Origin of the sequence: Tahibacter soli, from assembly GCF_025717065.2 — a bacterium.
GTDB classification, from domain to species: Bacteria; Pseudomonadota; Gammaproteobacteria; order Xanthomonadales; family Rhodanobacteraceae; genus Tahibacter; species Tahibacter soli.
In genome coordinates this window covers 444,554-463,962 of sequence record NZ_JAOVZO020000019.1, presented here as the reverse complement: position 1 = coordinate 463,962, position 19,409 = coordinate 444,554, and the positions used below count along the sequence as shown (strand labels likewise).

The window sequence follows — 19,409 nt, the reverse complement described above, 5'->3', positions numbered from 1 at the left end:
CGCGCGCGCATGCGGTCTATTCGGCTACTCGTTGCGCAGCGCGGCCATCGGATCGAGCGCCGCGGCGCGCGCGGCCGGCGCGATGCCGAATGCGATGCCGACGCCGGCCGAGAAGCCGAACGCCGCGACGGTCGCCCACCACGGCAGCACGGCCGGCGGAAACGACGGGATCAGCTGCGCCGCGCCGTAGCCGAGCGCGTAGCCGACGCCGATGCCGATCGCGCCGCCGATCGTCGTGAGCAGCACCGCTTCGATCAGGAACTGCGCGAGGATGTCGCGCTTCTTCGCGCCGAGCGCCTTGCGGATACCGATCTCGCGCGTGCGCTCGGTGACCGACACCAGCATCATGTTCATGACGCCGATGCCGCCGACGAGCATCGAGATGCCGACGATCGCGGCGAACACGAACGTCACGGTGTCGAACAGGCTCGCGAACGAATCGGTCAGCTGCTCGGCCGTCTCGACCTTGAAGTCGTTCTCGCGTCCCGCCTTGATGCCGTGCTTGCGGCGCAGCAGCGTCGTGGCGCGGTCGCGCACTTCGTCGAGCTTCTCGACGTCCTCGACGTTGAACGTGATGCCGATGTCGGGTTCGACCTGGTCGGGCAGAAGCGCAAGGCCCGTCGCGAACGGCATCAGCACGAAGTCGTCCTGGCTGATGCCGAACAGTTCGCCGCGTTCTTCCATGACGCCGACGATCTTGAACCACTCGCCGCCGATCTCGACGAATTTGCCGATCGGCGCGGCGGTCGCGTCGAGGTCGTCGAGCAGTTTGGCGCCGACCACGGCCACGCGGCGCCGGTGCTTTTCGTCGGCTTCGGTGATGAAGCGGCCCTGCGCCGGAAAGTTTTGCCGTGTGTACTGGTATACCGGCGTCGTGGCGAACACGCGCGTGTGCGCGGTCTTGCCGGCGAGCCGCACCTCGGCGCCGAACGGTCCGAACACCGGCAATACCGGCGAGACGTCGCGCACGCCGTCGAGGCGCAGCACGAGTTCGTCGAGATCGGCCGTGCCGATGCGGTTTTCCCGGCCCTGCAGCTTGTCTTCGAAACGCGTGTACGACTTCACCGTGAGGCTGTTCGCGCCGAGCCCCGCGAAGCCTTCCTTGATGCGGTGCGAGAGGCCTTGCACGATCGCGACGACCGCGATCACCGACGCGACGCCGACGACGAGCCCGAGCGCGGTCAGTCCGCTGCGCAGGCCGTGGCCGCGGATGCTCGCCGCGGCGCTGCGCAGCGTTTCGGCGAAGCTCAGCATGCGCGGCCCGCGATCTGCAGCGAGCCTGCGTCGCGCAACGCGGCTTCGGTCGACGGCGCGTCGTCGACGACGCGCCCGTCGGCGAGCCGGATCGTGCGCCGGCAGCGCCGCGCGATCGACGCGTCGTGCGTGACGAGCACGATCGTGTGGCCGCGCACGTTCAGGCGGTCGAATAGATCCATAATGTCGCGCGCGGTCGCGGCGTCGAGATTGCCGGTCGGTTCGTCGGCGAGCAGGATCGCCGGATTGCCGACGAGCGCGCGCGCGATCGCGACGCGCTGGCGCTGGCCGCCGGAGAGCTGCATCGGCAGGTGGCTTTCACGGTCGGCCAAGCCGACGTCGGCGAGCGCCGTCTGCGCGCTCTCGCGGTGCGCGCGGCGCGAACCGCCGCGATACAAGAGCGGCAGCATGACGTTGTCGAGCGCGCTGGCGCGCGGCAGCAGGTGAAAATCCTGGAACACGAAACCGATGCGGCGATTGCGCAGGTCGGCGAGCGCGTCGTCGTCGAGCGCCGCGGCATCGACGCCGTCGATCGCGTAGCGGCCGGCGCTCGGCCGTTCGAGGCAGCCGAGCACGTTCATCAGCGTCGATTTGCCCGAGCCCGACGGACCGATGATCGCGGCGTATTCGCCGCGCGTCACCTCGAGATCGACGCCGCGCAGCGCGTGCACCGGCTCGCCGGCGACATGGAACGTCTTCTCGACCGCCTCGAGCGTCAGGATCGCGTTGATCGCCGGCGCGCTCATGCTTCCGGGACGTTGTCCACGCGGTCGCCGGCGCGCAGGTGGCGCAGCACCTTGTACGGGCCGACGATCACGCGGTCGCCGGCGGCGACGCCGCCGGTGAGTTCCCAGTACGTGTCGTCGGAGAGGCCCGCGGTGACCGCGCGGCGCACGGCGCGGCCGTTCTCGACGACGAAAACGTAGTGCGCGTCGGGCACGTCGCGCTCGCTGCCGTTGTTGCTGGCGCGTTCGGCGTCGTTGAGCACGGCCTGCTGCGGCACCGCGAGCACGCGCGCGGCCGTCGCGACGACGATTTCCGCGCGACAGGTCATGCCGGGCCGCAGCGTCGCGCCGCGCGCGCCGTCGGCGAAGTCGACTTCGACCGAATACGATTTCGCGCGCGCGGTCGTGCGGCTGTTCGCCGCGGGTTCCGTCGGCGACAGCGGAATCAGCGTGATGCGGCCGTCGAGGGCCGAGTCGGACGACGACGCCGGAAAGATGGCGACGTCCTGGCCGAGCGCGACGCGGCCGATGTCGGCTTCGTCGACGGCGACCTTGGCCATGATCGTGGCGGTGTCGGCGACCGACATCAGCTTGGAGCCCTGCACGCCGACCGAGCTCGGCACCGCGGTCTCGCCGATCTTGATGCCGATGACGGTGACGGTGCCGTCGATCGGCGAGGTGATCGCGGTCTTGGACAGCGCGTCGCGCCCCTGGCGCAGCGCGGCGTTCGCCTGCACGAGCGCCTGCCGCGCGGCGGCGAGGTCGACGGTCGATTTTTCGAGCGACGTGTTCTTCTCGTCGAGCGCGGCGTCGTCGACGAGCCCGCGCGCATGCAGCTGTTCGAGACGGTCGCGCTGCTTGCGCGCGAGCCGGATGTCGAGATCGTAGCGTTCGATCGCGATTTCCTGCTGGCGCACGGCCGCCTGACGCTGTTCGACCTCGGCCTCGATGCCGGTCGAATCGAGCCGCATCACGAGCTGGCCCTTGACCACGCGGTCGCCTTCCTTGACGAGAATCTGCGCGACCTTCGCCAGCACCTCGGGCGAGAGGTCGGCGCGCTCGCGAAACTCGAGCACGCCCGAGGCGAGCACCGACGGCTTGAGCGCGCGCGCCTGTACCGCTTCGATCGCCACGCGCTTGGGCTGCTGGCGCGACACGCCCTGCAGCAGGAGCGGCAGGCCGATGAGCGCGGCGATCAGCAGCGCGACGGGCAGCTTGCCGCGCATCACGCCCCCGACCGCAGGAACGACACGAGCGCCCAGCCGCCGTAGAACACGACGTAGGGCGCGAGCGCGATCGCCAGCGCGCGCGGCACGCTCCTGACGCCCCACTGCACGAGGCCGACCGTGATCAGCACGATGGTCCACACCGACAGCAGCGAGAACGAGTTGAAGATCGCCGCCGCGGCGCTGCCGGGCGGCAGGCCGAGCACGAGCTGGTTCAGCGAGACGGGATTGAGCTCGTCCGGCGCGGTCTGGCGGCCGTGGCCGAGCGCGAGCTGTACCGCGACGATCGGCAGCAGCAGCGCGCCGGGCAGCGCGGTCCACGTCGCGAACGCGTACCACTTGCGCAGCGGCAGGTCGACCGACGCGAAGTTCGCGGCCTGACGAAACCATCCGGCCCACGCGAGCAGCAGCAGCGGAATGCCGACGACGCCGCCGGCGATCGCGAACACGCCGAGCGAACCGCGCGTCATCACCTGCCGCGCCATGTCGATCTCGGCCGGCGCGGTGTAGCCCTTCTGCTCGATCAGCTTGTCCTGCAGCCAGTCGATGTCGACGACGGCGTAGTACCAGATCCAGGTGGCGCATGTCGCGACGACGACGAGCGCGAGCGCGAAGAGATAGCGCGGATCGTTCTTGAGCCGTTCGAACGCGGCCTTGGGGTCGAAGAATGCGAGGGCGATGCGTTGCGTTGCGCTCATGGTGCGCCTTCTCCGCGCGGTTCGGGAACGATCGCGACCGGCGCCGGCGCGCGCGGTCCGAAAACGAGATGCCGCGCGAGCGCGAACATCGACGGCGACTTGCCGTACAGCAGCATGCCGGTGCGGAAGATCGCGCCGGCGAGCGCGCGCATCGCCACGGCGCCGGCGACGAGCGTCGCGAGCGACGCGAGCACCTGCCACAGCGGCACCACGCCGTGCACGATGCGCAGCGGCATCGCGATCGCGGCCGAGAACGGGAAGAACGACAGCGTCTGCATGAACCAGTTTTCCGGATTGTCGACGCCGACGAAGCAGACGATGTAGAAGATCATCGGAAACAGGATCAGCGTACGCCGCGCCGAGCCGTAGTCGCCGGACGCGGTCGCCGCGGCCGCGGCGAAGAACGAATTCCACAGCACGAGGCCGGCGAGCGAGAACAGCGCGACCCACGCGACCGTCGTGAACGACAGCAGGCCGGTCGAACCGACGATGCCGCTGCGCTCGGTCAGCACCGCCGCGCCGATCGTGATGTAGAACAAGTATAGAAGTATGGTCTTCAGGCCGATCAGCGTGATCGCGGCCACCTTGCCGTCGATCCACACCTGCGCCGGGATGCACGACAGCACGACTTCGCTGACGCGGTGGTTCTTCTCGCCGGTGATGGTCTGGAACATGAGGCCGCAGCCGCTCGCGCACGCGACGAGCGACAGCACGGTCAGAAGGATGCTGAACGATCGCGTCGCCTGATCGTCGAACACGCGCCGGCCGTCGGTGCGCCGCACGTCGAGCTTCGCCGGTTCGCCGAGCGCCTTGTACTGCTGCTCGGCCATGCCGAGCTTCGCCAGTTCGCGGCCGCGGTTCCAGTCGGTCAGCGCCTTCTTCGCCGCCGCGACCCACGAGGGGTTCTTTTCGACGTTCGCGAGAAACGTGCCGTCGGCCTGCGGCACGATCGCGCCGTCGATCGCGCCGCTCGCGAGGGCGTCGCGCCAGGCCGCCTCCGGCTGCGGCAGCGGCACGAACGCGATCCGGCCGCTGGCGTCGTTCGGCAGCGCGTCGCGCGGCGCCGCGATCGCGATCGTCGCGGTCTGCGCGCGGCCGGCCGATTCCATGAGGCTCTGGCCGCCGAGCTTGATCGCGATCACCAGCGCGACGAGCGCGAGGCCGATCAGGTCGCCGCGCAGCGTGAACTGGCGCAGGAATTCGAAGCGCGCCACGAGAAAGCGTTGCTTGAACCCGTTCATTGCAGGGCCTCCTTGCGCGCGCCGTCGAGCGCCGAGAAGAACGCGTCGCGCAGGCTCGGTTCGCCGGCCCGCAGCGAGGCGAGCACGCGCGAGCGCAGCAGCGCCGCGATCGTCTCGGCGGCGTCGGTGCCGATCTCGCCGTTGAACTCGTAGGTGTGCGCGCCGGTTTTCGCCGCACCCGCGCGTTCGAGCGCGAGGCCCGCCTCGACGGCGCCGTCGACGTCGGCGAGTTCGACCGCGACGCGCTGCGAGGCGCGCTGCGGCGAGCGGCCCCGGTGCTCGGCGACGACCGCGCCGCGGCTCAGGATCAGCGCGCTGTCGGCGAGCCGCTCGACGAGCTGCAGGTGATGCGCCGACAGCACGATGCCGACGCCGCGTCCGGCCACCTGCGCCAGATAGTCGAGCAGACTTTCCTGGTTCAGCGGGTCGAGGCCGGAAAACGGTTCGTCGAGCACGAGCAGGCGCGGATCGTTGACGAGGCACGCGGCGAGCTGCACCTTCTGCTGGTTGCCCTTCGACAGTTCCTTGACGCGCTTGCCGGCGTGTTGCGGAATGTCGAGTTCCTTCAACAATACGACGGCGCGCACGTGCGCGGCCTCCTCGGCCACGCCGCGCAGCTGGCCGAAGTAGGCGATCACGTCGGCGACTTTCGCGTCGGGGTACAGGCCGCGCTCCTCGGGCATGTAGCCGAGGTCGGCCGGCGGCGCGACGTCGCGCACGCGGCCGTCGGCGGCGGCGTAGCGGATGCTGCCGTGGTCGGGACGGTTGAAGCCGACGAGCATGCGGAACAGGCTCGTCTTGCCCGAGCCGTTCGGTCCGAGCACGGCGACGACCTTGCCCGGTTCGAGCGCGAACGACACGCGGTCGACGGCGCGCAGCGTGCCGTAGTCCTTGACGACGCCGTCGACCGCGAGCAGCGGCTGCACGGCGCTCATGCCGCGGCCTTCGCGGCGGCTTCGAGCCGCCGCGCGCGTTCGCCGGCCCATGCGCGGATCAGCGCCGGCGCGCTTTCGGACACGCCGCGCAGCACGTCGAGCGATGCTTCGATCGTCGGCGCCGCGTTCGACAGAGACTGCAGCGCGCAGTAGCGGATACGGTTCGACGCGTGCTTGCGGCCGATCTCGGCGACGAGCGCGCGGTCGCCGTCGTCGCCGAGGTACGACACCGCGTCGAACAGCGCCGGCGCGCCGATGCGGTTGATGATCTTCTTTACGCGCTTCGTGCCGACGTTGAAGCTGTACTGGTCGAAGTGCTGGGCGCGCAGCGTGTTCTCCATGATGTTGAGCGACACCGAGAACGCGTCGGCCGGCAGCTGGTCGTGCACGTCGACGCAGGCGCGATAGAGCATCACCTTGCCCTCGTGCAGCCGCGACTTTTCAATGAAGCGCAAGTCGACTTCCTCGCCCGGGTAGCCCACGACCGACTCGTAGTCGTACTCGTAGTAGTTGCTCCAGTAGCCGGGGCCGAGATAGCCGACCGTCAAGAAGTTGAAATTGTGGTCGTGCGGCTTGTAGTAGAAGAACGGATCCTCGCCGCTGACCTTGAGCAGCTGTTCCTGCGCCGACGGCCAGAAGCACGCGCGCATGAAGAACATCTGCCCGCGCCGCTGCGGCGGATACAGTATGAACACCTGCGGGCTGTAGTTGTTGCCGTCCTGCAGCGTGTCGGAGGCCTTCAGTTCGTCGACCACGCTGTCGACGAGGAAGGCGCGGTTGTTCGCCAGGCGCCGCAGGAGCGGCGCGACGCTCGCGAGCGCGGCGTGGTCGCCGACGTCGATCTTCGCTTCGAACAGGTGCTCGACGAGCTCGTCGAGCTCGATGCGCTGCGTCTCGTCGGTCGGAATCACCAGGGGCATCGGTCTACTCCTCGTACAGTTCGATCGTGGCGGCCGCGGCGCGCGCGACCTGCGCGTGCGGGTCGCTCGCGCGCATGCGTTCCAGGTGCGGCCGCGCGGTGGCCGCGTCGCTCGCGACGAGTTCGCGCATGACGTGCCAGCGCACGAAGTGATCGCGGTGCGCGAGCGCGCCGGGCAGTACGTCGCGCGCGACGTCGGGGCGCATCGAGCGCAGGAACGTCGACAGGATCTGCACGCGCGACGACTTGTCGTCGGCGGCCGAGACGCAGGCGAGGCGCCGCGTCGCGCTGTCGTACTGCGCGTTGACCGGCGAGTTGATGCGCTTGGCCGCGACCAGCAGCATCAGCACCGGTTCGCTGGCGCTGTCGAACGTCCAGGACTGGCGTCCGCCCTTGACGAACACGCGCGAACCGGGGCCGACCTCGCGCGTTTCGCCGTCGGCGCACGCGATATCGCTCGACAGCGGCGTGTCGAATCCGATCAGGCCGCTGCTCCACAGGCGCATCGTCGTACGGCCGGCGCGGACGAAGCGCAGCATCGCGTCGACCGCGCTCATCGTGATGCCGACCTGCTTCTTCGCAAGGCCCGCCGCGCGCGCGTGGCGCCGCAGCGCGACGTCGGCCGGCGAGAACGCCGACAGCGTGACGGTCACGTTGCTGTCGCTGTACAGCAGTACGCCGGAGAGCGTTTCGCTTTCGATCACGGCGGCCGGCAGCGTGTACAGGTCGTTCGCGGAAAAATTGTCGAGTTCGCGCCGCAGCAGCGCGAGCAGGAAGTCGTCGGTGAACATCTCGCCGATCGCCTCGAGCAGCGGCTGCGTATCGTCGGCGGTCGCGACCTGCGCGCTCAGCGCGGCGAGCGGCGCGCCGAGCGCGCTTTCGCGGATGCGCGCAACGAGGCTGCCCGTGCCGATCACGAGTTTCGCGTGTTCCTGCAATCTGCGCTCGTCGCGCAGCACTTCGTACATGGCTTCTGCGTCGATCATGCGGGATCCGCCCTGCGCAAGGAAAAGAGCCGGGGCGCCGCGTGACGGCCGCCCCGACCGGATCAGTTGACGCTGGCCGAGTCAGACAGCCAGATGCCGATCGCGACGCCGACGGCGATGCCGACGGTAACGGGATCGATCGGCGAATCCAGGTGCAGCGAGCCGTGGAAACCGACGTCGAAGTCGAGCGTCGGGACATTGGCGATGGAAATGGACTTCATGGACAACCTCCGTACTGGGTCAGGGTTGAATTCGACCGGCGCGCAGCGTCGCCCGACACGAAAGTCGACCGTTGTGAATACGCCGCGGTGATTGTGCTGCGATGCCTTGCCGCCGGGCGTTCGGCGCAAACGCGTGAACGCGACATGAAGTTAGGGGCGATGATTGATCAATGTTAATAGGGGTAAACGTATAAAATAATGCTTGATCCGAAAGCCAACTAAAGTACGAGTCCGGAAGTTCACACTGTTACAGAAGATTCATTTTTCAATACGCTGACGTCCGGGTGGAGTGTCGCCGCACGCCTTGATGCGGGATTTTCCGGGGCCGGCGGATTTGGATCGTGGCAATCGAATGCGGCGTGCCGACACGCGCCGGTGGTATCGTTCGCGCCCCATCCGACCCCGCCGGCAGGACGACGTGACGTTCGAGCGCGACACGAAGACCGATACGGTGCTGTGCTTCGGCGCGAGCGGGGCGGTCGGCCGCTTTCTCGCGCCGCGCCTCGTCTCGGCCGGGCGCGGCGTCGTCGCGGTGACGCGCGCCGCGCCGCCGGTCGACGCTTTGCCTGGCGTACGCTGGTTGCGCGGCGATCTCGCCGGCGGGGTCGCGGTGCCGGCCGGCGCCGCGGCGGTCGTCAGCGCCGGTCCGCTCGATCATTTCGCCGCCTGGCTCGATCGCACCGATCTTGCCGGCGTGCGGCGCGTCGTGGCGCTCGGGTCCATGAGCGCGGCGAGCAAGCGCGCGTCGACCGATCCGGCCGAACGCGAGCTGGCCGCGCGGCTCGTAGCGAGCGAGGCGCGGCTCGTCGCGCGCTGCGAGGCCCTCGGCATCGGCTGGACGATACTGCGGCCGACCTTGATCTACGGCGCCGCGATCGACCGAAATCTCAGCCGGATCGCGCACATCGCGTTCCGTACCGCGCTGTTTCCGTGGATTCCGTTCGCGCGCGGCCTGCGCCAGCCGGTGCACGCCGACGACGTGGCCGCCGCGTGCGTCGCCGCGCTCGCGGCGGCGGCCGGGGGTCGTTTTGAAATCGGCGGTGGCGAACGCCTGACGTATTCGGCCATGCTATGGCGTATGCGAGCGAGCCTCGGATTTCGGACGCTGCCGGTCCTGTTGCCGGTTTCCGTGATGAAGCTCGCAACGCGAATTCTGGGGCGGGGAACTGCAATGGTGCAGCGCTTCAATGTCGATCTGGTCGCCGACAATACGCCGGCGGAGGCCGCTTTCGGGTATCGCCCGAGGCCGTTTCGGCCTACTCGCGACTGCTGGTTCGACGGGAAGACCGAGTTCATCGAACCGACCCCGGTATAGAAATAGAAAGCCGTACGATTTCACCAAATCTGTTGCGCTGCAACAGCAAAAACTGTCCTTGTGAGTTCGTTAAATCGGCGTTGCCAACAAGCGTTTGAACTCCCTAAGATACGACGCGCCCCGTCGCTCCAAGTCCGCGAGAAGGAATCCCTTATGCTGCCCCGAATGAGTTTGGCATTGGCGTTGTCGTCCGTGCTGCTTTCCGCTTGCGGCGGGGGCAGCAACAGCCCGCGCGCCGTCGCCACGCCGCCGCCGACCAACGGCAACGGCAATCCCGTCACCGGCGTCATCGCGGCACGCTTCGATCCGGGCAACGCCGATCCGGCGCAGCGCGTGATCCCGCTGCCGAACAATCTGCTGCTGTCGGGCACCACCGACCTGACGCTGAACATCCCGGTCGCCGACCCGAACAACACCGGCGATCCGCAGGTCGCCGTGAACGCGCTCGACGGCTGGAGCACCACCGCGCCGTGGACGCTGCAGTTCAGCGCCAAGCCGAAGCTTGCGACGATCGTCGCCGGCGCGTCGCTGCGCGTGTTCGAAGTCTCGCTGACGGGCCCCGGCGGCGGCGTCACCGGCGTCACGCGCGAACTGGCCTCGCCGGCCGACTACGTGATCGCGCCGGTGTCGTCCGACACGACCGGCCGCACGATCGCGATCGTGCCGACGCGTCCGCTCAAGCAGCTGACGAGCTACATGGCGGTCGCCACGACCGCGATCACCGACGAGAACGGCAACGACGCGACGCCGGACCAGACGTACTTCCTGACCAAGCGCACGAGCCCGCTGTGCGTCAACGGCGCCTCGACCGAGCCGCTGCTGCCGGCCGCGACCGCGTGCTCGCTCGAACCGCTGCGCCAGCTGACCAATTCGCATCTCGCCGCGGCGAACGGCCAGGGCGTCACGCCCGACAAGGTCGTCGTTACCTGGGTCGCCACGACGCAGGGCATCACGCCGGTGCTGCAGCAGGCGGCCGGCAAGGTCGCGCAGCTGCCGCCGCCGCTCGCGCGCCTCGCGCCGACGGGCCTGACGCTCGGCAACCTCGGCCTCGGCCTCGCGCCGATCGCCGACGTGTTCATCGGCACGCTCGACGTGCCGTACTACCAGACCGCCGCGGTCAGCAACAACAACCCGGGCGGCGTGCTGTCCGGCTTCTGGAAGGCCGCGCCCGGCGCCTACGTGCCGCCTTTCAACCAGGCCGGCCTGTCGCCGACCTCGACGAACGTGACGTTCGCCAATCCGTTCCCGGTCGCGACGAAGACCGAGACGATTCCGGTGCTGCTGACCGTGCCGAACGCCGCGTCCGGCAAGACGCGTCCGGCCGCCGGCTGGCCGATCGTGATCTTCCAGCACGGCATCACGCGCAACCGCACCGACGCGTTCGCGATCGCGCAGACGCTCGCGTCGCAGGGCTTCGCGGTCATCGCCATCGACACGCCGCTGCACGGCATCGTCGATCCGGCGAGCCCGCTCAAGATCGAAAACACGCCGCTCGCGGCGACCGGCGCGCACGAGCGCACGTTCAACCTCGACATCAAGGGACCGGGCGGCGGCTGCCCGACCGGCGCCACGTCGCCGATCTGCCCGGACGGCGTCATCGACGGCTCCGGCGCGTACTTCATCAACCTGTCGAGCCTGCTCACCTCGCGCGACAACATCCGCCAGGCGATCGTCGACCTGTTCTCGCTGTCGCGCGCGATTCCGACGCTGAGTTACGACGGCGTCGAAGGCGCCGACTTCGACGGCTCGTCGGTGTTCTTCGTCGGCCAGTCGCTCGGCTCGATCATCGGCACGAGCTTCGCGGCGTTCGACGCGAAGATCAACGTCGCGCTGCTCTCCGTGCCGGGCGGCGGCATCGCCCGCATGCTCGAGGCGTCGCCGACGTTCGGCCCGCCGATCGTCGCCGGTCTCGGTGCCTCCGGCCTGCAGCCGGGCACGCCGAACTACGACCGCTTCTTCGGCGCCGCGCAGCAGGTCATCGACTCGGCCGATCCGGTCAATACCGCTTTCGCGCTCGCCGGCAAGGCGGTGCTGCTGCATGAAGTCGTCGGCGGCGGCGCGGTCAAGCCCGACCAGGTGATTCCGAACGCGGTGGCGACCTCGCCGACGTCCGGCACCGAGCCGTTGATTCGCGCGTTGAGCCTCGCTTCGCTGAGCGCCAGCGCGCAGGGCGCGCCGCTGCGCGGCGCGGTGCGCTTCACGCAGGGCGACCACGGCTCGCTGCTCAATCCGGCGACATCCGCCGCGGCGACGACCGAAATGCAGCGCGAGATGGCGAGCTTCCTGCTGTCGCGCGGCCAGGCGGTGCAGATCACCGACACGTCGGTCATCAAGACGCAGTAACCGAATCGGGACTAGGGGAACAACCATCATGAAGAAGCACAGCAAACCCCGCTCGGGCCTGCGTCCCATCGCCGCCGCCGTCGCGTTCGCGCTCGGCGCCGCGGCGATCGTGCCGGCCGCCCAGGCGTTCGAGTTCGGCAACCAGGACGGCCTGCACGGCACGGTCAACACGACGGTCACCTACGGCGTGTCGTGGCGCGTGGCGTCGCAGGACCCCGATCTCATCGGCAAGGCGCAGTTCAATCCGCTCGTCGGCGTGCCGCCGTTCACGCTCGGCAGCCCCGAACAGCGTGCCGCGCGAGGCCGCTACTCGGTCAACTTCGACGACGGCGACCTCGCGTACAAGGACGGCGACGTCTTCTCCAACGCGGTGAAGGCGACGATCGAGCTCAACCTCATGTACGGCGCCAACACCGGCATGTTCGTTCGCGGCTACACGTTCTACGACTGGGAGAACGTCAACCGCTACAACCTGTCGGAAATCGCGCGCGACAAGGTCGGCAAGGACGCGAAGATCCTCGACGCGTTCCTGTTCCACAACTTCGACATCGGCGGCAAGAACGGTTCGATCCGTCTGGGCCAGCAGGTCGTCAGCTGGGGCGAAAGCACGTTCATCCAGGGCGGCATCAACTCGATCAATCCGATCGACGTGTCGAAGCTGCGCGTCGCCGGCGCCGAACTGAAAGAAGCGTTCCTGCCGGTCAACATGATCTGGGGTTCGCTCAACTTCACCGACAGCCTGTCGGCCGAAGCGTTCTACCTGTTCGAGTTCGAACAGACCGATCCCGATCCGGTCGGCACGTACTTCTCGACGAACGACTTCGCGTCGCTCGGCGGCACCTACGTGATGTTGAACTTCGGCACGATTCCGCAACCGGTCGTGAATCCGGACTTCTACTACGGCTACTGCTACGGCACCAACGGCACCGACAACAACATCCCGCCGGCGCTGCGCGCCACGTCGTGCGGCGTCGCGGTGCCGCGCGCGCCGGACCGCTTCGCGAAGAACTCGGGCCAGTACGGCTTCCGCCTGAACTATCTCGCCGACTGGCTCGCCAACACCGAGTTCAGCTTCTACGCGATGAACTACCACAGCCGTCTGCCGCTGCTGTCGGGCATCTCGCTCAACAGCCAGTCGCCGACGACCGGCCGCTACTTCGCCGAGTATCCGGAAGACATCCGCCTGTACGGCATCAGCTTCAACACGCAGCTCGAAGGCAGCGGCATCGCGCTGCAGGGCGAGTTGTCGTACCGCCCGAACCAGCCGCTGCAGATCGACGACGTCGAACTTCTGTTCGCGGCGCTGTCGCCGCTCAACGTGCTGCTGCCGGCGCCGTACCTGCGCTTCCAGAGCCAGCTCGGCAGCTACGGGCCGGCGACCGAGATCCGCGGCTGGGAACGCCACAAGGTGTCGCAGCTGCAGTTCACCGCGACGAAGCTGTTCGGACCGGGCAACTGGCTCGCGTCCGACCAGGTGGCGGTGGTCGGCGAAGTCGGCTTCAACAACGTGTGGGATCTGCCCGATCCGTCGGTCATGCGCTACCAGTGCGACGGCACCGACGCCGGCGGCGGCGCGGACGTGAACACGGGCTCGGGCCGCAACCCGATCACGCAGCAGGGCTTCTGCACGGCGTTTTCGTGGGGCTACCGCCTCGCGGTGCGCTCGGACTACAACAACGCGTTCGGCAGCTCGTACACGCTGTCTCCGCGTATCGCGTTCAATCATGACGTGAACGGCCGCACGCCGGGCCCCGGCGGCAGCTTCCTGAAGGGCCGCAAGTCGGTCACGATCGGCGCCGAAGCCAACTATCTCAACTCGTTGGCGTTCGACCTGTCGTACACCAACTTCTTCGGCGGCGGCGACTACAACTTGATCAGCGATCGCGATTTCGTCGCGTTCTCGGTCAAGTATTCGTTCTAAGCGTTACGCGGGAGGAATTTCATGACGATGCGTAAGAAAGCGAGTCTCGCGGCCTTCGTGGCGGCCGCCGTGGTGTCTACCGCGGCGATCGCGAAGGTCAGCCCGCAGGAAGCGGCCAAGCTCGGCGCTACCGGCACGCCGTTGACGCCGATGGGCGCCGAGCGCGCGGGCAACAAGGACGGCACGATCCCCGAGTGGACCGGCGGCGTCACCAAGCCGCCCGCGGGCTACAAGATCGGCGACCATCATCCCGACCCGTACGCCGACGACAAGCCGTTGTTCTCGGTCACCGCGCAGAACTACAAGGAATACGGCGACAAGATCAGCGCCGGCCAGATCGCGATGTTCGAGAAGTATCCGAACTGGAAGATGGTCGTGTATCCGACGCGCCGCAGCGCGTCGTACCCGGCGCGCAACTATGAAATGACGATCAAGAACGCGACGACGGGCGAGCTCGTCGACGACGGCGAAGGCGTCGACGGCGTCGCCGAGGGCGTGCCGTTTCCGATCCTCGACAAGGACCCGGTCAAGGCGGGCTACGAGGCGATCTGGAATCACAAGCTGAAGTTCAAGGGCGTGGCCGCGCAGCGCTGGGCCGACCAGGCGAATCCGACGCCGACCGGCAGCTACACGCTCACGCGCATCAAGGAAGAGCTCCTGGGCCTGTACTACAAGCAGGGCAACACGCTCAAGGACATCAACAACATCCTCATCTACTTCTACCAGGAAGTGGTGTCGCCGCCGCGCCTGGCGGGCCAGGTGCTGCTCGTGCACGAAACGCTGGACTCCAAGAAGGAGCCGCGTCAGGCGTGGGTGTACAACCCGGGCCAGCGGCGCGTGCGCCGCGCGCCGAACGTCGCCTACGACAATCCGGGCACGGCGTCGGACGGCCTGCGCACGAACGACCAGACCGACATGTACAACGGCGCGATGGACCGTTACGACTGGAAGTACGTCGGCAAGCGCGAAATGTACGTCCCGTACAACTCGTACAAGGCGCACAGCGACAAGACGAAGATCGACGACCTGGTCAAGCCGGGCTTCATCAATCCCGACCTCCTGCGCTACGAGCTGCATCGCGTGCACGTGGTCGAGGCGACGCTCAAGGCCGGCCAGCGCCACATCAATCCGCGCCGTACGTTCTACATCGACGAGGACAGCTGGCAGATCCTGACGATGGACCACTACGACAGCCAGTTGAAGCTGTGGCGCTATTCCGAGGCGCCGAGCGTCAACTACTACGAAGTGCCGCTGTTCTGGTCGACGCTGGAAACGCATCACGACCTGAAGTCGGGCCGCTACATCGTGTCGGGCCTCGACAACCAGGAAGCGATGTACGACTTCTCGTACCAGACGACGCCGGAAATGTTCACGCCGCAGTCGCTGCGCCAGCGCGGCTTCCAGTAAGCGTCGAACGTTGCCGGGTTCGTGCGAATCGATCAGCCGCCTTCTTCATCGGGGCGGCTGATTTTTTTGGGGCTTTTCCAGATGTGAGTGGCGCGCAATCGTGCGGCTCCCTCTCCCCCGCAGGCCTGCGGGGGAGAGGGATGGGGTGAGGGGGGCGCCTGGGTTTTCCTTGTCGTCGACGAGGTGCGTGGCGTCGCCCCCTCACCCAACCCTCTCCCCCAAGCGCGATGCGCTTGGGGGAGAGGGCTCAAATCCCCGCAAAAACGCATTCCGCCCCAACGCCGGATTGCGCTAAGGTTGGACCGGTGCCGAATCCGCCACCGCGGCAGTTTCGGCCAATGTATACGTTGGCAAGCTTCGCATCGGGCGGCGCGAACCGCCCCAAGCCAGGGGTAGCATTCGATGAGTCGAACGCAGAATTTCCGAACGCGGCGGATCGTCCTTCAGGGACTCATGCTCGGCGCGCTGTGTCTTGCCGTCGCCGGCACCGCCGCGGCGCAGGAAAAAGCCGCCGACGCCGCCGCTGCGGCGCCGCCCGCCGCCGTGGCGTGGCCCGAGCCGTCGACCAGCGCCGCCGAAAAAGTGCCGCTCGCGACGCAGTCGCTGCTGCTCGACTACGTCGAGTCCGGCAAGCGCGCGATCGCCGTCGGCGAAAACGGCGTGGTGCTGTTGTCCGACGACCGCACGCAGTGGCGCCAGGCCGCGCAGGTGCCGACGCGGGCGACGCTCACCGCGGTCGCCGCCGCCGGCGACAAGGTGTGGGCGGTCGGCCGTGACGGCGTGATCATTGCGAGCAGCGACGGCGGCGAAAACTGGACCCTGCAGCGCAAGGACCCGTGGCAGCCGCCGGGCGCCGACAGCGCCGCCGACGACGCGCGCCACGGTGCGCCGCTGCTCGACGTGCTGTTCACCGACGAGACGCACGGCATCGCGGTCGGCGCCTACAGCCTGTTCCTCGAAACGAGCGACGGCGGCGCGACGTGGACGCAGCGGCAGATACTCGCGGCCGCGACGCCGGCCGCCGACGCGAAACCCGCCGGCGGCGACGGCAAGGAAAGTTGGACGTTTTCCAAAGAAGAACTGAAGATCGGCGACGAGGACGAGCCGCATTTCAACGCGATCGCGCGCACGAGCGACGGCTCGCTGCTGATCGCGGCCGAGCGCGGCAGCATCATGCGTTCGCGCGACGCCGGCAAGACGTGGCAGCGCGGCAAGCTGCCCTACGACGGTTCGATGTTCGGCGCGATCGGTTTCGACGGCCAGCGCGCGATGGTGTTCGGCCTGCGCGGCCACGCGTTCGAAACCGACGATCTCGGCGACACCTGGCGCGAAGTGCCGACCGCGACCGAACTGTCGCTGCTCGGCGGCGCGAAACTCGCCAACGGCGGCGCGGCAATCGTCGGCGCGAACGGTCTGGTGCTCCTGCGACGCTCGGCGAACGAGGCGTTCAAGGCGGGCACGGTGCAGCCGGCCGGCGCGCTGGCGGCGATCCTGCCGATCGAGGGCGGCGCGGCGTTCGTCGTCGCCGGCGAGAACGGCATCGCGCGCTACCAGCCGAAGCAATAAACGAACGACCACCGTCCGCGCCGGGGGAAGGCGCGCACGACGACCAGCAGGGGAAAGAGCATGGCCGGTTCCATCAAGGCGGTTGACAACCCGAGCGCGTTCCACCGGTTCGCCGAACGCGTGATCTTCGGCAACCGCATGGCGGTGTTGATCCTGTTCGCGCTGATCACCGCGGCGATGGGCTTCTTCGCGTCGCAGCTGCGCGTCGACGCGGGCTTCAAGAAGCAGATCCCGCTCGCGCACGAATACATGCGCACGTTCCTCGACTACGAGCGCGAGTTCGGCGGCGCCAACCGCATCCTGATCGCGGTGATGGACAAGAACGGCGACATGTTCAACCTGCCGTTCCTGCAGACGATGGAGAAGATCACGCAGGACGTGAAGACGATCGACAACGTCGACGAAGCGCGCATCCGCTCGATCTTCACGCCGAACGTGCGCTTCGTCGAAGTCGTCGAGGACGGCTTCGCCGGCGGCAACGTCATCCCGCAGGAGTTCACGCCGAACATCGAAGGCTTCGAAGCGACGAGCGAACAGTTCGCGACGATCCGCGCGAACATCGAGAAGGCGAACATCGTCGGCCGTCTCGTCGCGAAGGATTTTTCCGGCGCGATGGTTTGGGCCGAACTCGTGCCCGAAGGCGGCGCGGGGCAGGTCAAGCTCGACTACCAGAAGGTCGCCGCGCAGCTCGAAGCGATCCGGGCCAAGTACGAGAACGACACGACGACGGTGCACATCATCGGCTTCGCCAAGATGGTCGGCGACATTTCCGACGGCGCGCGCTCGGTGATCCTGTTCTTCTTCGTCACGATCGCGTTCACCTGGATCCTCTTGTTCCTGTACTCCTCGTCGGTGAAGCTCGCGACGCTGACGGTGTTCTGCGCGCTCGTCGCCGTGCTGTGGATGCTCGGCGCGCTGCGCCTGCTCGGGTTCGGCATCGACCCGATGAACATGCTCACGCCGTTCCTGATCTTCGCGATCGCGGTCAGCCACGGCGAGCAGATGATCAACCGCTTCCGCGGCGAAATCTTCTTCGGCGGGCTCGAAGAAGGCACCGTCGACGAACTGCGCGGACGCCGCGGCGTCGACGCGCAGACCGCCGCGCGCCTGGCGTTCCGCATGCTGCTCGTGCCCGGCGCGGTCGCGCTGATCGCCGGCTGCATCGGCTTTGCGACGATCCTCATCATTCCGATCCAGATCATCTACGAGCTCGCGATCACCGCGACGGTCGGCGTCGCGATCACGATCCTGACCGACCTCGTGCTGCTGCCGGTGCTGCTGTCGTACTGCAAGTTGCGCAATCTCGAACGCAAGCGCGAATACCGCCTGCGCCAGCTCACGCAGTTCGACAAGATCTGGTCGTTCCTCGCGCGTTTCTCGCGGCCGATCCCCGCGGCGATCATCATCCTGATCGGCCTCGCCGTGTGGTTCGCGGCCAAGCAGTACGGCCATCGCGTGATGATCGGCGACGCCGAGAAGGGTGTCGCGGAGCTGCGGCCCGAGGCGCGCTACAACAAGGACGCGGTGCTGATCAGCGAGAAGTTCGCACTCGGCGTCGACATGCTCAACGTCATCGCCGAGGCGCAGCCGTCGGCGTGCACGACGAGCTATCCGGTCATGGAAACGATGGACCGCTTCGCGTGGCACATGCGCAACGTCGAGGGCGTCGAACAGGTGATGACACTGCCGATGGCCGCGAAGATCGTCAACGCGGGCTGGAACGAAGGCAATCTGCGCTGGCGCGCGCTGCCGCGCGATCCGGATACGCTGCGCATGGCGACGCAGGGTTTCGAGACCGACTCAGGCCTGCTCAACAGCGACTGCAGCGCGATGCCGATCATGATGTTCCTGTCCGACCATCGCGCCACGACGATCGACCGCGTGGTCGCGGCCGTCAAGGATTTCCGCGAGAAGAACGGCACCTGGTCGGGCGGCAACGTCAACCTCGCGGTGCAGATCGCCGAAGAGGCGAAGGCCGCGGCGGAAAAAGGCGAGGAGTTCCATAGCGACAAAGTGAACTTGCGCCTCGCGACCGGCAATGTCGGCGTACTGGCGGCGATCAACGACAAGGTGCGCGAAGTCGACGCGGTGATGCTGTACCTGTTGTACGGCGCGGTGTTCCTGATGTGCCTGTTGAGCTTCCGCAATCCGCTGGCCGCGCTGTGCATCGTGCTGCCGCTGGTGCTGGTGACGGAACTCGGCCACGCGCTGATGGTGAAGCTCGACATCGGCCTCAAGGTGAACACGCTCACGGTGGTGGCGCTCGGCGTCGGCATCGGCGTCGACTACGCGATCTACATTTTTGCGCGAATGCGCGAATCGATGCAGAACGGCGCGAAGCTCACCGAGGCGTATTTCGGCGCGTTGAAGACGACGGGCATCGCGATCTTCTACACCGCGCTGACGCTCGCGGTTGGCGTTGCGATGTGGATCTTCTCGGAACTGAAGTTCCAGGCGGACATGGGGTTGATGCTCACGTTCATGTTCGTGGTGAACATGTTTGCGGCTTTGATTTTCCTGCCGGCGCTTTGTCGGTGGTTGCTCAGGCCGTTTGAGAAGTAACCCTCAGGGGTGTCTTCTTTGCTCGTCACCCCAGCGGAAGCTGGGGTTCGGCTTTTGACGTTGCTGTCGTCGTTGACGATCGCTTCGTCG

At 67.6% G+C, this 19,409-nt stretch carries 15 protein-coding genes; 6 read left to right on the top strand and 9 right to left on the bottom strand.

The genetic code is table 11. The features are described from left to right. Positions 1-24 precede the first annotated feature (24 nt). The 9 genes from OD750_RS21050 to OD750_RS21010 form a co-directional block, all read right to left on the bottom strand. Positions 25-1,254, bottom strand: a complete 1,230-nt coding sequence (locus OD750_RS21050; RefSeq protein ID WP_263542287.1) for an ABC transporter permease — start codon at positions 1,252-1,254, stop codon at positions 25-27. After that, positions 1,248-2,000, bottom strand: a complete 753-nt coding sequence (locus tag OD750_RS21045) for an ABC transporter ATP-binding protein (RefSeq protein WP_263542288.1) — start codon at positions 1,998-2,000, stop codon at positions 1,248-1,250. Before OD750_RS21045 ends, OD750_RS21050 begins: the two co-directional genes overlap by 7 nt. Continuing rightward, on the bottom strand, positions 1,997-3,205 hold the full coding sequence (locus OD750_RS21040) for an efflux RND transporter periplasmic adaptor subunit (RefSeq protein WP_263542289.1): 1,209 nt from the start codon (positions 3,203-3,205) through the stop codon (positions 1,997-1,999). The genes OD750_RS21045 and OD750_RS21040 overlap by 4 nt, the downstream gene beginning before the upstream one ends. Continuing rightward, on the bottom strand, positions 3,205-3,903 hold the full coding sequence (locus OD750_RS21035; RefSeq protein WP_263542290.1) for a YIP1 family protein: 699 nt from the start codon (positions 3,901-3,903) through the stop codon (positions 3,205-3,207). Before OD750_RS21035 ends, OD750_RS21040 begins: the two co-directional genes overlap by 1 nt. Further along, on the bottom strand, positions 3,900-5,144 hold the full coding sequence (locus OD750_RS21030; RefSeq protein ID WP_263542291.1) for an ABC transporter permease: 1,245 nt from the start codon (positions 5,142-5,144) through the stop codon (positions 3,900-3,902). The genes OD750_RS21035 and OD750_RS21030 overlap by 4 nt, the downstream gene beginning before the upstream one ends. Next, positions 5,141-6,079 carry an ABC transporter ATP-binding protein gene (locus OD750_RS21025; protein WP_263542292.1) on the bottom strand — a complete coding sequence of 313 codons (939 nt, stop codon included), beginning with the start codon at positions 6,077-6,079 and terminating at the stop codon, positions 5,141-5,143. Before OD750_RS21025 ends, OD750_RS21030 begins: the two co-directional genes overlap by 4 nt. Next, the gene (locus OD750_RS21020; protein WP_263542293.1) at positions 6,076-6,999 is read right to left on the bottom strand and encodes a transposase; all 924 of its coding nucleotides are present in this window, start codon (positions 6,997-6,999) and stop codon (positions 6,076-6,078) included. Before OD750_RS21020 ends, OD750_RS21025 begins: the two co-directional genes overlap by 4 nt. Before the next feature lie 4 nt (positions 7,000-7,003). Then, positions 7,004-7,984, bottom strand: coding sequence for a hypothetical protein (locus tag OD750_RS21015; RefSeq protein WP_263542294.1), 981 nt, complete (start codon positions 7,982-7,984; stop codon positions 7,004-7,006). A 62-nt stretch (positions 7,985-8,046) separates the two neighbouring features. Beyond that, entirely contained in the window at positions 8,047-8,205 is a 159-nt protein-coding gene (locus OD750_RS21010; RefSeq protein WP_263542295.1) for a hypothetical protein, read from the bottom strand. Positions 8,206-8,623: 418 nt separating this feature from the next. Between OD750_RS21010 and OD750_RS21005 the strand changes: the two genes are divergently transcribed. The 6 genes from OD750_RS21005 to OD750_RS20980 all read left to right on the top strand — a co-directional run bounded on the left by OD750_RS21005 (position 8,624) and on the right by OD750_RS20980 (position 19,319). Further along, complete coding sequence (locus OD750_RS21005; protein WP_263542296.1) at positions 8,624-9,520, top strand: SDR family oxidoreductase; 897 nt, start codon at positions 8,624-8,626, stop codon at positions 9,518-9,520. Positions 9,521-9,712: 192 nt separating this feature from the next. Further along, positions 9,713-11,863 (top strand): alpha/beta hydrolase, encoded by a 2,151-nt coding sequence (locus tag OD750_RS21000; RefSeq protein ID WP_263542297.1) that lies wholly within the window; start codon positions 9,713-9,715, stop codon positions 11,861-11,863. A 28-nt stretch (positions 11,864-11,891) separates the two neighbouring features. Then, on the top strand, positions 11,892-13,784 hold the full coding sequence (locus tag OD750_RS20995; protein WP_263542298.1) for a DUF1302 domain-containing protein: 1,893 nt from the start codon (positions 11,892-11,894) through the stop codon (positions 13,782-13,784). Positions 13,785-13,811: 27 nt separating this feature from the next. Then, entirely contained in the window at positions 13,812-15,191 is a 1,380-nt protein-coding gene (locus tag OD750_RS20990) for a DUF1329 domain-containing protein (RefSeq protein WP_263540737.1), read from the top strand. Positions 15,192-15,593: 402 nt separating this feature from the next. Beyond that, positions 15,594-16,757 (top strand): WD40/YVTN/BNR-like repeat-containing protein, encoded by a 1,164-nt coding sequence (locus OD750_RS20985; RefSeq protein WP_263540738.1) that lies wholly within the window; start codon positions 15,594-15,596, stop codon positions 16,755-16,757. Positions 16,758-16,817: 60 nt separating this feature from the next. Then, complete coding sequence (locus OD750_RS20980) at positions 16,818-19,319, top strand: efflux RND transporter permease subunit (RefSeq protein WP_263540739.1); 2,502 nt, start codon at positions 16,818-16,820, stop codon at positions 19,317-19,319. Positions 19,320-19,409: the final 90 nt, after the last annotated feature.

Coding starts and splice junctions, on each gene's coding strand:
- OD750_RS21015 (WP_263542294.1), bottom strand. CDS start 7,984: ATGATCGACGCAGAAGCCATGTACGAAGTGCTGCGCGACGAGCGCAGA.
- OD750_RS21010 (WP_263542295.1), bottom strand. CDS start 8,205: ATGAAGTCCATTTCCATCGCCAATGTCCCGACGCTCGACTTCGACGTC.
- OD750_RS21045 (WP_263542288.1), bottom strand. CDS start 2,000: ATGAGCGCGCCGGCGATCAACGCGATCCTGACGCTCGAGGCGGTCGAG.
- OD750_RS21020 (WP_263542293.1), bottom strand. CDS start 6,999: ATGCCCCTGGTGATTCCGACCGACGAGACGCAGCGCATCGAGCTCGAC.
- OD750_RS20990 (WP_263540737.1), top strand. CDS start 13,812: ATGCGTAAGAAAGCGAGTCTCGCGGCCTTCGTGGCGGCCGCCGTGGTG.
- OD750_RS21035 (WP_263542290.1), bottom strand. CDS start 3,903: ATGAGCGCAACGCAACGCATCGCCCTCGCATTCTTCGACCCCAAGGCC.
- OD750_RS21040 (WP_263542289.1), bottom strand. CDS start 3,205: ATGCGCGGCAAGCTGCCCGTCGCGCTGCTGATCGCCGCGCTCATCGGC.
- OD750_RS21025 (WP_263542292.1), bottom strand. CDS start 6,079: ATGAGCGCCGTGCAGCCGCTGCTCGCGGTCGACGGCGTCGTCAAGGAC.
- OD750_RS20980 (WP_263540739.1), top strand. CDS start 16,818: ATGGCCGGTTCCATCAAGGCGGTTGACAACCCGAGCGCGTTCCACCGG.
- OD750_RS21050 (WP_263542287.1), bottom strand. CDS start 1,254: ATGCTGAGCTTCGCCGAAACGCTGCGCAGCGCCGCGGCGAGCATCCGC.
- OD750_RS20985 (WP_263540738.1), top strand. CDS start 15,594: ATGAGTCGAACGCAGAATTTCCGAACGCGGCGGATCGTCCTTCAGGGA.
- OD750_RS20995 (WP_263542298.1), top strand. CDS start 11,892: ATGAAGAAGCACAGCAAACCCCGCTCGGGCCTGCGTCCCATCGCCGCC.
- OD750_RS21030 (WP_263542291.1), bottom strand. CDS start 5,144: ATGAACGGGTTCAAGCAACGCTTTCTCGTGGCGCGCTTCGAATTCCTG.